General features: G+C 60.9%; 15 protein-coding genes and 1 pseudogene. 11 read left to right on the top strand and 5 right to left on the bottom strand.

Annotated elements, in window-relative coordinates:
• Nucleotides 1–127: 127 nt before the first annotated feature.
• Both ACA066_RS17970 and ACA066_RS17975 read left to right on the top strand, forming a co-directional pair.
• Entirely contained in the window at nt 128–607 is a 480-nt protein-coding gene (locus ACA066_RS17970) for a phage infection protein (protein WP_497696015.1), read from the top strand.
• A gap of 153 nt (nt 608–760) precedes the next feature.
• The gene (locus tag ACA066_RS17975; protein ID WP_497696016.1) at nt 761–1,330 is read left to right on the top strand and encodes a chorismate mutase; all 570 of its coding nucleotides are present in this window, start codon (nt 761–763) and stop codon (nt 1,328–1,330) included.
• 4 nt (nt 1,331–1,334) lie between these two features.
• On the opposite strand, the gene ACA066_RS17980 is transcribed toward ACA066_RS17975, so the two are convergent.
• The gene (locus tag ACA066_RS17980) at nt 1,335–1,724 is read right to left on the bottom strand and encodes a c-type cytochrome (protein WP_214377162.1); all 390 of its coding nucleotides are present in this window, start codon (nt 1,722–1,724) and stop codon (nt 1,335–1,337) included.
• Nucleotides 1,725–1,909: 185 nt separating this feature from the next.
• Here ACA066_RS17980 and ACA066_RS17985 point away from each other — a divergent pair, with 185 nt between their 5' ends.
• From ACA066_RS17985 to ACA066_RS18010, 6 genes are all read left to right on the top strand, one after another.
• On the top strand, nt 1,910–2,395 hold the full coding sequence (locus tag ACA066_RS17985) for an adenosine-specific kinase (RefSeq protein WP_497696017.1): 486 nt from the start codon (nt 1,910–1,912) through the stop codon (nt 2,393–2,395).
• Between the two features lie 159 nt (nt 2,396–2,554).
• On the top strand, nt 2,555–3,928 hold the full coding sequence (locus tag ACA066_RS17990) for a glutamine synthetase family protein (RefSeq protein ID WP_497696018.1): 1,374 nt from the start codon (nt 2,555–2,557) through the stop codon (nt 3,926–3,928).
• Between the two features lie 7 nt (nt 3,929–3,935).
• A complete protein-coding gene (locus tag ACA066_RS17995; RefSeq protein WP_497696019.1) occupies nt 3,936–5,327 on the top strand; it encodes an aldehyde dehydrogenase family protein in 1,392 nt (463 codons plus the stop codon).
• 3 nt (nt 5,328–5,330) lie between these two features.
• Nucleotides 5,331–6,491 (top strand): iron-containing alcohol dehydrogenase, encoded by a 1,161-nt coding sequence (locus ACA066_RS18000; protein ID WP_497696020.1) that lies wholly within the window; start codon nt 5,331–5,333, stop codon nt 6,489–6,491.
• Nucleotides 6,492–6,606: 115 nt separating this feature from the next.
• Entirely contained in the window at nt 6,607–8,163 is a 1,557-nt protein-coding gene (locus tag ACA066_RS18005) for an amino acid permease (protein WP_497696021.1), read from the top strand.
• 281 nt (nt 8,164–8,444) lie between these two features.
• Nucleotides 8,445–8,864, top strand: a complete 420-nt coding sequence (locus tag ACA066_RS18010) for an organic hydroperoxide resistance protein (protein ID WP_497696022.1) — start codon at nt 8,445–8,447, stop codon at nt 8,862–8,864.
• Nucleotides 8,865–8,915: 51 nt separating this feature from the next.
• Here ACA066_RS18010 and ACA066_RS18015 read toward each other — a convergent pair whose 3' ends face one another.
• Both ACA066_RS18015 and ACA066_RS18020 read right to left on the bottom strand, forming a co-directional pair.
• Nucleotides 8,916–9,251 (bottom strand): hypothetical protein, encoded by a 336-nt coding sequence (locus ACA066_RS18015; protein ID WP_462009825.1) that lies wholly within the window; start codon nt 9,249–9,251, stop codon nt 8,916–8,918.
• A gap of 84 nt (nt 9,252–9,335) precedes the next feature.
• Entirely contained in the window at nt 9,336–9,704 is a 369-nt protein-coding gene (locus tag ACA066_RS18020) for a LysR substrate-binding domain-containing protein (protein ID WP_497696023.1), read from the bottom strand.
• Between the two features lie 539 nt (nt 9,705–10,243).
• On the opposite strand from ACA066_RS18020, the gene ACA066_RS18025 reads away from it, so the two are divergent.
• Nucleotides 10,244–10,918, top strand: a complete 675-nt coding sequence (locus tag ACA066_RS18025; protein WP_497696024.1) for a LysR family transcriptional regulator — start codon at nt 10,244–10,246, stop codon at nt 10,916–10,918.
• 1 nt (nt 10,919) lies between these two features.
• Here ACA066_RS18025 and ACA066_RS18030 read toward each other — a convergent pair.
• Nucleotides 10,920–11,243: pseudogene (locus ACA066_RS18030) on the bottom strand (FAD-dependent oxidoreductase); the annotation flags it as partial.
• 146 nt (nt 11,244–11,389) lie between these two features.
• Here ACA066_RS18030 and ACA066_RS18035 point away from each other — a divergent pair.
• The gene (locus tag ACA066_RS18035) at nt 11,390–13,102 is read left to right on the top strand and encodes an amidase (protein WP_497696025.1); all 1,713 of its coding nucleotides are present in this window, start codon (nt 11,390–11,392) and stop codon (nt 13,100–13,102) included.
• A 59-nt stretch (nt 13,103–13,161) separates the two neighbouring features.
• Here ACA066_RS18035 and ACA066_RS18040 read toward each other — a convergent pair whose 3' ends face one another.
• Complete coding sequence (locus ACA066_RS18040; protein ID WP_497696026.1) at nt 13,162–13,416, bottom strand: hypothetical protein; 255 nt, start codon at nt 13,414–13,416, stop codon at nt 13,162–13,164.
• Between the two features lie 169 nt (nt 13,417–13,585).
• Here ACA066_RS18040 and ACA066_RS18045 point away from each other — a divergent pair, with 169 nt between their 5' ends.
• The gene (locus ACA066_RS18045) at nt 13,586–13,825 is read left to right on the top strand and encodes a hypothetical protein (RefSeq protein ID WP_497696027.1); all 240 of its coding nucleotides are present in this window, start codon (nt 13,586–13,588) and stop codon (nt 13,823–13,825) included.
• Nucleotides 13,826–13,869: the final 44 nt, after the last annotated feature.

A 13,869-nucleotide genomic window follows, 5' to 3' on the forward strand; every position in this document is an offset into this window, starting at 1 on the left:
GCGCATTTGCAGTTTGAGTACCATTGCCAACGTCGATAGTCACCATCAATTCAATGAAGTTCTCTTAAAAAATCCGCGGCGTAACATCAGCTCCATACCAAACAACTACACCCCGGAGCACACACTCATGAAACGCCAACTCTTCCTCAGCATCGCTTTCTCGGTTTTTGCAGTTAACGCTTTTGCCGCTTCTTCTGCTCACCCGGTTGTCGCTGAAGGCGGCTCGGATCGTCTGATTGAAAGCCGTGTGGCTGAGGGTGGTTCGGATCGCTTGATCGAGAATCGCGTTGCCGAAGGTGGTTCCGATCGCCTGATCGAAAACCGCGTCGCTGAAGGTGGCTCCGATCGCCTGATCGAAAACCGTGTGGCTGAGGGTGGTTCGGATCGTCTGATCGAGAATCGTGTGGCTGAAGGTGGTTCGGATCGCCTGATCGAAAACCGCGTTGCCGAAGGTGGTTCGGATCGCCTGATCGAAAACCGCGTCGCCGAAGGTGGCTCGGATCGTCTGATCGAAAACCGCGTTGCCGAAGGTGGTTCCGACCGTCTGATCGAAAGCCGCGTTGCCGAAGGTGGTTCCGACCGCCTGATCGAAAGCCGCGCCGTGTGAATGAATAGCCCTACCGCGGTACTCAACAAAAAGCCCGGCCTGACCCGCCGGGCTTTTTCGTGCACAAATAAAATCGGCTCCCCCTTAATGCCTCTGTCGCACCTGTGATACATAGCACCTGATTGCGAGTCCCGTACCCAATGAGGTTTGCCCATGTTGTGTTGCCCACGCCTGCCGCTGCTGCTGACCTGCGCCCTGTCCGGTTTACTCGCTTGCGGCGCGCAAGCCGGCACGCTTCCCCCAGCGCCCGCCAGTCTGCAACCGCTGCTGGTGACGATGAACGAACGCCTGAATATTGGTGATCTGGTGGCGCTGACCAAATGGGACAGCCGCAAACCGATCCAGGACAGCGCCCGGGAAGCGCAAGTCATCGCCAACGCCCGGAAGCAGGCGGTTACCCGCAAACTCGACCCGGACGAAGTCGCCGAGTTGATCGCCGCACAGATCGAAGCCAACAAGCTGGTGCAATACGGACTGCTCGCGCAATGGCAAGCGGCGGGCAAGGCGCCTGACACGCCACGGCCCGACCTTGCCAGGCAAATCCGCCCACGGCTGGATGAGCTGCAAAACCGCCTGTTGCAGCACTACGCCGATTTCGCGCCCTATCGCAAAGACCCGAACTGCGCCCAATGGCTGGCCAAAGAGCGGTCCGCGCTGATCAAGGATGGCCTGCATGGTCAGGCACTGATCCGCGCCAGCGGGGATTTGTGCGTGACGAATTGATGGGCTACTGCGGCTGAAACGTCTGCAAGTACGCCAGCACATCCTCGATCTTCTCCGGATCACTGAGCCCCCAGAAAATCATCCGGGTGCCGGGCACCACTTTCTTCGGTGCTTCGAGGTAAGCCGTCAGGGTCTCGCGGGTCCAGACAATGCCGGCGGATTTCATCGCGTCGGAGTACTGGTAGTCCGCCACGCTTGCCGAAGGACGCCCGAAAATGCCATTGAGTTGTGGGCCGAAACCACCCCGCGCCGACTCGCCCACTTGATGGCAGCCGCCACAGATCCGCGTGAACAGTTTCGCCCCGGCTTCAACATCCCCCGCCGCTGCCACCGGTGTGCAAAATGCCCCTGCCGTCAGTGTAAGGACGAAGGTGAGGGCTACAGCTTTCATCATGTTCGGTTCCAGTGAGGTCAATCGGCGCACCCGGTGCATTTTCGCGCCTACCTTACCCGATTGCGAACGCCCGACGGGCACTGGTCACTCAAACATCGGCGTGCGTGTGAATCTCCTAAAATGAATCGTGAGACTTGAACCGTTGCCAGACCCTGGCAGCACCATCGCGAGAGGAGGTGTTCGAGATGCAACTCATCACGCAGAAAATCGATAAGCCGCAAGAGACGAATTTCATTCTGGGCCAGACCCACTTCATCAAATCCGTCGAGGACATTCACGAAGCGTTGATCAACGCGGTGCCGGGCATCCGCTTCGGCGTAGCCTTTTGCGAAGCCTCGGGCAAATGCCTGGTGCGATGGTCCGGCACCGATCCCGCCATGATCGAACTGGCCCAGAAGAATGCAAAAGCCATCGGCGCCGGGCACAGCTTCATCATTTTCCTCGGCGACGGCTTCTACCCGCTGAACATACTGAACACGGTCAAGACGGTTCCAGAGGTGTGCCGGATCTTTTGCGCAACCGCCAACCCCACCGAAGTGGTGCTCGCCGAGACAGCACAGGGACGCGCGATTCTCGGTGTGGTGGATGGCTTCTGTGCCACGGATATCGAAGGCGATGAAGACATCCTGTGGCGCAAGAACCTGTTGCGGCAGATTGGCTACAAGCTGTGAATTTAGCGGCTCATAAGGACTTGCAGTTTTCAACAGTAGGCTAAGCTTGGATCAGCTCATTGCTCACGATGCTCGATTCTGCAGGGTTTTGGTTGTTCTGGAGAGCGTCTGCAACAGCTATCTCAGACAGGCCCAACCTTTTCACGCAGGATTGACGTGATGACCGAGCCCCTCCTCAGTTTTGATGCGCTCAAGCGCGCTGCTGCCGCTGGTGAAATCGACACCGTATTGGTCTGCATGGTCGACATGCAGGGACGCCTGGTCGGCAAGCGATTCCAGGTCGAATTTTTCATCGACAGTGGCCACGAAGAAACCCACTGCTGCAATTACCTGCTGGCCGACGATATCGACATGGAGCCAGTGCCGGGTTACGCCGCGGCCAGTTGGAGCAAGGGCTATGGCGACTTCGTCCTCAAGCCTGACATGTCCACGCTGCGGCGCGTGCCCTGGCTGGAATGCACGGCGCTGGTGCTGTGCGACGTGCTCGATCATCACCATCGAAAAGACTTGCCCCACAGCCCGCGGGCAATTTTGAAAAGGCAGGTCGAGCGCCTGCGCGAACGCGGCTACACCGGCATGTTCGCCTCGGAGCTCGAGTTCTATCTGTTCGATGAGAGCTACGAGGCGATCCATCAGCGCAACTATCACCAACCGAAAACCGCCGGCCATTACATCGAGGATTACAACATCCTGCAGACCACCCGCGAGGAACCGGTGCTGCGGGCGATTCGCAAGCATCTGCAGGCCTCGGGCATTCCCGTGGAAAACTCCAAAGGTGAATGGGGACCCGGCCAGGAAGAAATCAACATTCGTTATGCCGATGCCATGACCATGGCCGACCACCACGTCATCATCAAGCACGCCTGCAAAGAGATCGCGCAGTTGCAAGGCAAGGCGATCACCTTCATGGCCAAGTGGCGCTATGACGCCGCCGGTTCCAGCAGCCATATCCATAATTCGCTGTGGGACAAGAACGCGAAAAAGCCGTTGTTCTTCGACGCGAAAGCCGAGTTCGGCATGTCGAAACTGATGCGCGCCTGGGTCGCCGGGCAGCTCAAGTACGCCAACGACATCACCTGCTTTCTCGCGCCGTACATCAATTCATACAAGCGCTTCCAGGCCGGCACCTTCGCACCGACGCGGGCGGTGTGGAGCCGGGACAATCGCACCGCCGGCTTTCGTTTGTGTGCCGAAGGCAGCAAATCCATCCGCATCGAATGCCGCATCGGCGGCGCTGACCTCAACCCTTACCTGGCCTTCGCTGCGCTGATCGCGGCGGGCCTGGCCGGTGTCGACGAGAAGCTCGAACTCGCGGCGCCGTTCGAGGGCGATGCCTACCTCGATGAGCATTTGCCGGAAGTGTCGAAAACCCTGCGCGACGCCTGCTCCGCACTCAAGGGGTCAAGCATGTTGCGCGAGGCGTTCGGCGATGAAGTGGTCGATCACTACGTGCACACCGCCGAGTGGGAGCAGAAAGAGTACGACCGGCGAATCACCGACTGGGAACTGCAGCGCGGCTTCGAGCGCTATTGAGAACATCATGACGGCCAAGGTTCAGCTCATCTCACCGGTCGATGGCCGGGTCTATGTCGAACGCGATTGCGCCGATGCGGCGCAGGTCGAGCAGGCCCTGTCGGCAGCCGCCACCGCCCAGGTTTTATGGCAGCGCCGACCGCTGAGCGAACGTGCTGCTTTGTGCAACGCTGCCGTTGACGCGATGCTGTCGATGCAGGCGGACATCGTGCCGGAACTGGCCTGGCAGATGGGTCGCCCGGTGCGTTTTGGCGCCGGTGAACTGCGTGGTTTCGCCGAACGCGCTCGCCACATGATCGCGATAGCGCCTGACGCGTTGGCAGCTGTGGAACCCGATCCTGTTGCGGGTTTTCGGCGCTTTATCAAACGCGAACCGTTGGGCACGGTGCTGGTGGTCGCACCGTGGAATTATCCGTACCTGACGGCGGTGAATACGATCATCCCGGCGCTGATGGCCGGCAACAGCGTGATCCTCAAACATGCCACGCAAACGCTGCTGGTCGGCGAACGTTTTGCCGAAGCCATGCGTCGCGCCAGGTTGCCCGACGGCCTGTTCCACAACTTGCTGCTCGACCATCAGCAGACGTCCGCGATCATCGCTTCGGGCCGCGTGCACCAGGTTAACTTCACCGGTTCGGTCGAGGCCGGCAAAGCCATGGAAACCGCTGCCACGGGGCGTTTCATCGGCGTAGGCCTGGAGCTCGGCGGCAAAGACCCGGCCTACGTTCGCGCCGACGCCAACCTTGAGCACGCGGTGGAGAATCTGGTGGATGGCAGCTTCTTCAATTCCGGGCAAAGCTGCTGCGCGATCGAGCGCATTTATGTCGACAGGAAAATCTATCCGGCGTTTGTCGAGCGCTTCGTCAACCTTACTGGCCAATATGTGTTGGGCAACCCACTGGATGAAGTCACCACACTGGGTCCGCTGGTCACACCCGGTGCCGCTGATTTTGTTCGTGGACAAATCGCCGAAGCGCTCACGCAAGGCGCCAAAGCGTTGATCGATCCAAAGGCTTTCCCCGCCGACGCACCGGGCAGAGCCTACCTCGCGCCGCAGGTGTTGGTCGATGTCACTCATCAAATGTCAGTCATGCGCGACGAAAGCTTTGGCCCGGTAGTCGGCATCATGCCCGTGGCCAGCGACGACGAAGCCATCGCCCTGATGAACGACAGCGCGTTCGGTCTCAGCGCTTCCCTGTGGACCCAGGACCTCGCCGCCGCCGAACGCCTCGGCAACGAGATCGCCACCGGCACCGTGTTCATGAACCGTTGCGATTACCTGGACCCGGCGCTGGCCTGGACCGGAGTCAAGAACAGCGGACGCGGCGTCACCCTCTCGCGCCTGGGCTACGAGCACCTGACCCGCGCCAAATCCTTTCATCTGCGCCACGAGGTGTAGGCCATGAACCTGACTGGAAACTGGAACTACCCCACCAGCATTCGCTTCGGTGTCGGCCGCATCGCCGAGCTGGCCGAGGTCTGTCGCAGCCAGGGTATTGAGCGACCGTTGCTGGTCACCGACAGTGGCCTGGCGCGCGCGCCGATCACCACGGCGGCGCTGGAGGCCATGCGCGCTGCCGGCCTGGGCGTCGCGCTGTTTTGTGACCTCAAGCCCAATCCGGTCGAAGCCAACCTCGCCGGCGGGCTCGAAGCATGGCGAACCGGCAAGCACGATGGCGTGGTTGCCTTCGGCGGCGGCAGCGGCCTGGACATGGGCAAACTCATTGCGTTCATGAGCGGCCAGACCCGACCGGTGTGGGATTTCGAAGACATCGGCGACTACTGGACCCGTGCCGACGACAGCCACATCGCCCCGGTGATTGCGGTGCCGACCACGGCGGGAACCGGTTCCGAAGTCGGCCGCGCGGCAGTGATCATCGACGAACGCACCCACACCAAACGCATCATCTTCCACCCGAAAATGATGCCGCGAGTGGTCATCAGCGACCCGGCGCTCACGGTCGGCATGCCGGCAAAAGTCACCGCCGGCACCGGCATGGATGCGTTCGCCCATTGCCTGGAATCGTACTGCGCCCCCGGTTTTCATCCGATGGCCGACGGCATTGCGGTGGAAGGCATGCGCCTGGTGGCCAGTGCCCTGGTGCGCGCCGTGCATACACCTTCGGACCTTGAGGCGCGGGCGCAAATGCTCGCGGCGGCGGCGATGGGTGCCACCGCGTTTCAGAAAGGCCTGGGCGGCATGCACGCGCTGTCGCATCCGGTGGGCGCGCTGTACGACACCCATCACGGCATGACCAATGCCACGTTCATGCCTTATGTCCTGCAGTTCAATCGCAAGGCGATCGAGGAGCGCATCACCCGCCTCGCGGCTTATCTGCGCCTGCCCTCCCCGGGCTTCGACAGCTTTCTGGCCTTCGTCCTCAAGCTGCGCAAGGACATCGGCGTGCCGCATACGCTGGTGGAACTGGGCGTGGATGACCGGCAGGCCGATCTGATCGCCGACATGGCAATTGTCGACCCCTCGGCCGGCGGCAACCCGCTGCCGTTGACCAAGGACGGCGCGGCCCACATTTTCGATGCGGCTTTTCACGGCCGTCTCTAGATCCGGAGCAGTCAGTGGTATCGGTTGGAAAAAGGAGCAGTACGACAAGGTGTTGAAGGCCAGCCCATTGCGCACACGCCAGTGGTTTGAATCAAAACCTGATGGGGTACACAGCATGAACCCAGCAAGCCAGCCTGGCACCGACGCGCACGACGATGACGTCAAGGTGCTGCACAGCATGGGCTACGCCCAGCAACTCTCGCGACGAATGGGGGTTTTCTCCAACTTCGCGATTTCCTTTTCGATCATCTGCATCCTCTCGGGCGGCATCAACTCACTGGCCCAGGGCACTTCGGGCGCAGGGGGGGCGTCGATTGGCATCGGCTGGCCCATCGGGTGCCTGATCTCCGGGGTGTTTGCCATGGCCATGGCGCAGATTTCCTCGGCCTACCCCACCGCTGGCGGTCTTTATCACTGGGGCTCGATTCTTGGTAACCGCTTCACGGGCTGGCTGACGGCCTGGTTCAATCTGTTGGGATTGGTCACGGTGCTGGGCGCGATCAACGTCGGCACTTACTACTTCTTTTTCGGTGCCTTCGGACCGGCCCTCGGTATGGAAGACACCACCACGGTCAGGGTGATATTTCTGGCGATCCTGACCGGTATCCAGGCCCTGTGTAACCATCTGGGGATCGGCCTGACCGCGAAGCTCACCGACTTCTCGGGCTACCTGATCTTCGCCACGGCGCTCGCCTTGACCATCGTCTGCCTGATCTCGGCACCGAGTTATGAGTTCGCCCGTTTGTGGACCTTCGGCAACTATTCAGGCGAAGCCGGCGGCAGCGTCTGGCCACAGGTTTCGAACAGTTGGGTGTTCATGCTCGGCCTGCTGCTGCCGATCTACACCATCACTGGTTATGACGCTTCGGCGCACACCTCCGAAGAGACCCGCAATGCGGCCATGTCGGTACCGCGCGGCATGGTCATGTCCGTGGTTTGGTCGTTGCTGTTCGGCTGGGTGATGCTGAGCGCGTTCGTCCTGATGCTACCGAGCATGGACGAAGCGGCGAAACAGGGCTGGAGCGTGTTCTTCTGGGCCATGAACACCCAAGTGAACCCGAACATCAAACTTGCGCTTTACGTGGCGATTTTCGTCTCGCAATTTCTCTGCGGGCTGGCGACCGTGACCTCGGTGTCACGCATGATATTCGCCTTCTCCCGTGACGGCGGCCTGCCCTGCTCGAAAGCTTTGGCCTCAGTCTCCCCGAAATATCGCAGCCCGGTGGCCGCCATCTGGACCGGCGCCACCCTGGCGGTGTTGTTCGTTTGGGGATCGTCGGTGATCTCGATCGGGGCAACGCCGGTGTACACCATTGTGGTCTCGTGCACGGTGATTTTCCTGTTCTTCTCTTTCATCATCCCCATCGTGCTGGGCCTGTTCACCTACGGGACCGCGAAGTGGCCGACCATGGGACCGTGGAACATGGGGCGCGGGTTGTATTCACTGTTCGCCATTCTCTCGATCCTGTCGATGGTGGTGATCTTCGTCATCGGCATCCAGCCACCGAACGACTGGGCGCTGTACATCACCATCGGTTTTCTGGTGCTGACGGCCATCGTCTGGTTTGGTTTTGAGGCGCGGCGTTTTCAGGGGCCGCCGATGGGCGATCTGATCGTCAAGCGTCAGGCGGAAATTGCGGCGGCTGAAGCGGCGCTGAACAAGCAGGTGTGAAGCTTTTACCTGTGGGAGCGAGCCTGCTCGCGATGGACGTTAACGAAGACGCGTGTTTTCTGAATAAACGCGCCGTTCTCGAGTCCATCGCGAGCAAGCTCGCTCCTACATTTGTATCGATCTGTATTTTCACGGGGAGATCTTACACAGCGTTACACAAGTGCCGGATCAGGACACATCCGCACTACATGAAGGTGAAAAAGTGGGCCGCATCGGACAGTCAGACGTTCTCCGATGACCAGCGATATAGAAGAGCCCAAAAACCTGAGCAGGAACCCGCCATGATCAATCAAATCGACACCGTGCTTTACACCGGCAAGACCCACACGACCGGAGGCCGTAACGGCGAGTCGCGAAGTGACGATGGACGTCTGGATATCAAGCTTTCCGCCCCTGGATCTTCAGGCAGTGGCACCAATCCTGAACAACTGCTGGCCGCAGGCTGGTCCGCCTGCTTCATCGGCGCCATGGGTAAAGCGGCGGTTGCATTGAAAGTGACGTTGCCGACCGACGTCGCAGTCGATACCGAAGTGGACCTGGGCAAGACCGAAAACGCCTTTTTCCTTCAGGCGCGTCTCAACGTGAGCCTTCCGGGCCTTGATCCTGCGGTTGCGAGAGCAGTGGTGGATGCCGCGCACCAGACCTGCCCGTATTCGAAGGCGACCCGTGGCAACATCGACGTCGTGATCAATCTGGTTTAACCGGGGCGACAAGCGCGGCCTGCCATTGCGGCAGGCTGTGCTGGTGACCGCTTACTGAACGTTTTTCAGCTTGACCACATCACCGGACACCTTGGTGGTGTAGCCGGTCAGGACCCAGGCCCAGAACCACTTTTCCTGCACTTGGGTGTTGATCAGTGCGTCGCCGCCCTTGGCCTTGATCGCCGCGTCTTGCGCGCGAACGAAACGGCTGTTCTGGCGGATCGGGATGACGCCGAACAGCATCAGGCCGGTGGCACTGGCTTCGCTGTGGCCAACGACGGTGTATTGGCTGGCATCGTATTGCTGGGTCTTCATCGGCGCGCCGGTGCAACCTGCCAGAACCAGGCCAAACAGGGAAACGGCAACCACTTTGCTGAGGTAATTCACTGAGTAACTCCATGGGAAAACGCCCGGGATCCATCTCTCGAGCGGCGCACACTTTACCGGAGGTAGTGGCCAATTGGTATCAGGCTAGGCAGCAGCCTGGACGCCCATCAAGTTGCTGGCCAGGCAGGCGCACGTCCATTCCCCCCGCACCGACGCCAAGGCCTCGATCATGATTGCCCGGTAGGCACAGGGTGGCCGCATCATCACCAGGCGTACTGGCCGGGACGCTTCGATCTCAAAATCCTGCGCGGCGATCCAGACCAGCGGTTCACGCCAGATGATCCGGCCACGCTGGGCGCCGGGACTGATTTTCCGCTTGGCAATCACCACGTCCAGTCGCCCCGCTTCGTGGTCCGCCAGCAAGTCATGGCTCAGGCCGGTGGTGAGCTCCAACTGGACGTCGGGATACAAGGTACAGAAGCGCGACAACAACTTCGGAAGCTGGGTGAGCACGAGGTTTTCAGAGATGCCCAGTCGCAGGAGATCGACCGGGCGGGCGCTTTGATTTCCCGCATGAAGCTGTCGACATTCACCATCAATTTGCGCGCGCCCAGCAGCAGTCGTTCACCGTCCGGGGTCAGGGTCAGTGCGCGGCTGGTGCGCTCCCTGTAGGAGCACAGCTTGCTGGCGATGGCGCCCGTGAGACCGCCATCGCTGGCAAGCCAGGCTCCTACAAAAGGCACTTCAATCAGAGGCATCTGAAATGACCGAAAGCATCAATCAAGGACTCACCCACACCTGTAGGAGCACAGCTTGCTGGCGATGGCGCCCGTGAGACCGCCATCGCTGGCAAGCCAGGCTCCTACGAAAGGCACTTCAATCAGAGGCATCTGAAATGACCGAAAGCATCAATCAAGGACTCACCCACACCTGTAGGAGCACAGCTTGCTGGCGATGGCGCCCGTGAGACCGCCATCGCTGGCAAGCCAGGCTCCTACAAAAGGCACTTCAATCAGAGGCATCTGAAATGACGGCGACCTCGCGCTTATGTCATGACCGAAGACGGGGAACGTATCGCGGCGTTGGGACGGCGCATGGAGAGCGAATCCTTCGCGGTGCAGCGCACAGCGCTCGCGGGGCAGGAAAGCTACAGCGGCGAAGTCACGGTCAGCGCCCCGCCGGCGCTGGCCTGTGCCTTGATCGCACCGCGCATCAATGCATTGCGCATGAAGCATCCGCAGCTGTCGTTGCAGTTGATTGGCAGTCTGGGCAGCGCGTCGTTGTCGCGACGGGAAGCCGATATCGCCGTGCGCCTGAGCCGTCCAAAGGAGCCAGACCTGGTAGCGCGCAAGGTCGCGACGGTGACGTTTTACCTGTATGGCTCGACGGATTATTTATCCAGGACAGCTGCGCAGGATCGGGTGTTCATCGCTTACGACGAGTCCATGGAGCAAACCCCGCAACAGATCTGGCTCAAGCAGCAAGCGGGTGACCGGCCGATCCTGCTGCGCAGCAATGATCTGAACATCCAGGCCACCGTCGCCCAGGCAGGCGCCGGTGTCGCCGCCCTGCCCTCATTCCTGGGCGAGCACTATGGCCTGCAAGCGATTGAGACAATTGGCGCTGGCCTTGAGCGTGAAGTGTGGCTGGTGGTGCACAGCGATATCCGGCACACCCCGGCCGTGCAGGCGGTCATGAGTTTTCTGGTGTCGTGCTTCGAGCAATGAATCAGGGTTGCCCTTCAAACCGCTTCAACGAAAACGCCGACAAATCCAGATCGCTGCTGCCACGCACGCACCACTGCGCCACCGCCTCGCCCAACGCAGCAGAATGTTTGAAGCCATGCCCTGAACAGGCCGAGACCACCAGCGTGTTTTTCAATGTCGGATGCTCGTCGATGATGAAGTGCGAATCCGGCGTGACGGTATAGGCGCACACCGCTGACTTGACCACCCGCGAGGTCACGCCGGCAATCCTGCCGCGCACCTGTGTCTCGAACATGTCGTGCGCTTCGGCGGCGCTGACGGTGCGGTCCAGGGTATCCGGGGAAGACTCCGAAAACTCAAGGGCCGAAAAAACCTTCAGCGCAGGGTGGAATTGCGCGGCCATAAAACGTCTTGGCACTGGCAACGCCCCCTTCATTGGACATACCATGCCGCGCATTCACTCCATCCCCATCAGCAAACGGCGGTAACAGCATGATCGAGGTCACCGAGGTTTCCATTGCCGAACTGCGCGCGGCGCTCGAATCCGGCCAGACCACTGCGGTGGAACTGGTCCAGGCCTATCTCGCCAGAATCGACGCCTACGACGGCGCCGACACGCCCACCGCCCTCAACGCGGTGGTGGTGCGCAATCCCGAGGCGCTCAAGGAAGCGCAGGCCTCCGATAGCCGGCGAGCGCAGGGCAAAACGCTGGGGCCACTCGATGGCATTCCCTATACGGCCAAGGACAGTTACCTGGTCAAAGGGCTGACCGCCGCCTCTGGCAGTCCCGCCTTCGCCAACCTGATTGCGTATCGCGATGCGTTCACCATCGAACGGCTTCGCGCCGCCGGGGCGATCTGCCTGGGCAAGACCAACATGCCACCCATGGCGAACGGCGGCATGCAGCGCGGCGTTTATGGCCGTGCGGAGAGTCCGTACAACGCCGACTACCTCACCGCGCCTTTCGCCTCGGGTTCGTCCAACGGTGCCGGCACCGCAACCGCCGCCAGTTTCGCGGCATTCGGTCTTGCTGAAGAAACCTGGTCGAGCGGTCGCGGCCCGGCCTCGAACAATGGGCTGTGTGCCTATACGCCGTCGCGCGGGGTGATTTCGGTGCGCGGCAACTGGCCGCTGACGCCGACGATGGACGTGGTCGTGCCGTTCGCCAGAACCATGGCTGACCTGCTCGAAGTGCTCGACGTGGTGGTGGCGGAAGACCCCGACACCCGCGGCGACCTGTGGCGGATGCAGCCCTGGGTGCCGATTCCGAGTGTCACCTCGGTGCGCCCCGCTTCCTATGCCCAGCTGGCCGCGAAGCCCGATGCCCTCGCCGGCAAGCGCCTGGGTGTTCCGCGCATGTTCATCAACGCCGATCCCGAAGCCGGCACCAGCGAGGCGCCGGGGATTGGTGGGCCGACGGGGCAGCGCATCAACACCCGGCCTTCAGTGATGGGTCTCTGGGAAGAGGCACGCAAGGCACTCGAAGGCGCGGGCGCCGAAGTGGTCGAAGTCGATTTCCCGCTGGTCTCCAATTGCGAGGGGGATCGTCCGGGCGCGCCGACGGTGTTTACCCGGGGGCTGGTATCCAAGGAGTTCCTGCATCATGAGTTGTGGGACCTGACGGCCTGGGCGTTCGATGATTTTCTGCAGGCCAACGGTGATCCGAAACTGAACCGCCTGGTCGACGTCGACGGGCCGCTGATTTTCCCCCACGACCCGGGCACCCTGCCCAACCGCGAAGGCGACCTCGTCGCGGGCATGGACGAGTACGTGCGGATGGCCGAGCGCGGCATCACGCCGTGGGACCAGATCACCACCGTTCCCGACGGACTGCGCGGACTTGAACAGACCCGTCGCATCGACCTTGAAGACTGGATGGACCGGCTGGGCCTCGATGCGGTGCTGTTCCCGACGGTGGCCGACGTCGCGCCGGCGAATGCCGATGTCGATCCGGCCTCCGCGGATATCGCGTGGAGCAATGGTGTCTGGGTCGCCAACGGCAACCTCGCCATCCGTCACCTCGGTGTTCCGACGGTCACTGTGCCGATGGGCATCATGCCGGATATCGGCATGCCGGTCGGGCTGACCTTTGCCGGTCGTGCCTTTGACGATTCGGCGCTGCTGCGCTTTGCTTCGGCGTTTGAATCGATCGGATCGAAGCGCGAAATCCCGCCTCGAACCCCGCCGTTGTCAACGGGTAAATAATGGAAAAAACGGGATTGGGGCGCACGCTCCAATCCCGTTTTTTTCAGCCGGCCCACACTTCATCGGCCGTGGTAATCCTCCCCCGCGACCGCACGCAAATAAGCCTCGTCTCCCTTCGTGCGCAAGTCTCGCCACTCCTCCCAATCGATGATGCCCTGGCGATCCATTTCATCCGCCTGCCGCTGCAGTTCCTCATGGTAGGCATCCGGGCAGTCCATGCGCAGCGAGCAGTTTTCGAGCGCACGGTGCCAGGCATCCAGCGCATGAAGTTTTTGCTCCTGAGCCCTCGTCAGCAGGTTTCTGAATGAATTCATGGCGGCGGGTTCCACGGTCGTTTCTGAATGGAGCAGTCGGAAACGGCACAGGTTCATCACGACCGACCAGAGGTGAGTATGTCATCGGGTTGTCGACCATCGTGGGCAAAAATCTCGAACTCGCGGGTGACCGTCGCATCCAATGTGTAGGCAAACGGAGGTACGCGACATGAACAATGATGACCGTGACAACGCACGCGAAACCCAAGCGACACCAAACGCTCCGCCCACCGATTCGTCGGGCAAACCGGTGAATGTGGTCGAGCGGGATTTACAGGACAGAGACGGTGAAGCCCAAGGTGTCGATCAATCCATCACGCCCTCTTCCACCCGAACCAAGGAGCAGGACACCGAGGAACTCCAGCGGAAAATAGACGAGATAGAACGCAAGGTCGCCGACGGTAATTAACCACCGGCATGCAGTGTTTTTCAGCGGATAAGAAGCGGGAGGTC

This window comes from Pseudomonas sp. LBUM1651 (genome assembly GCF_059716135.1).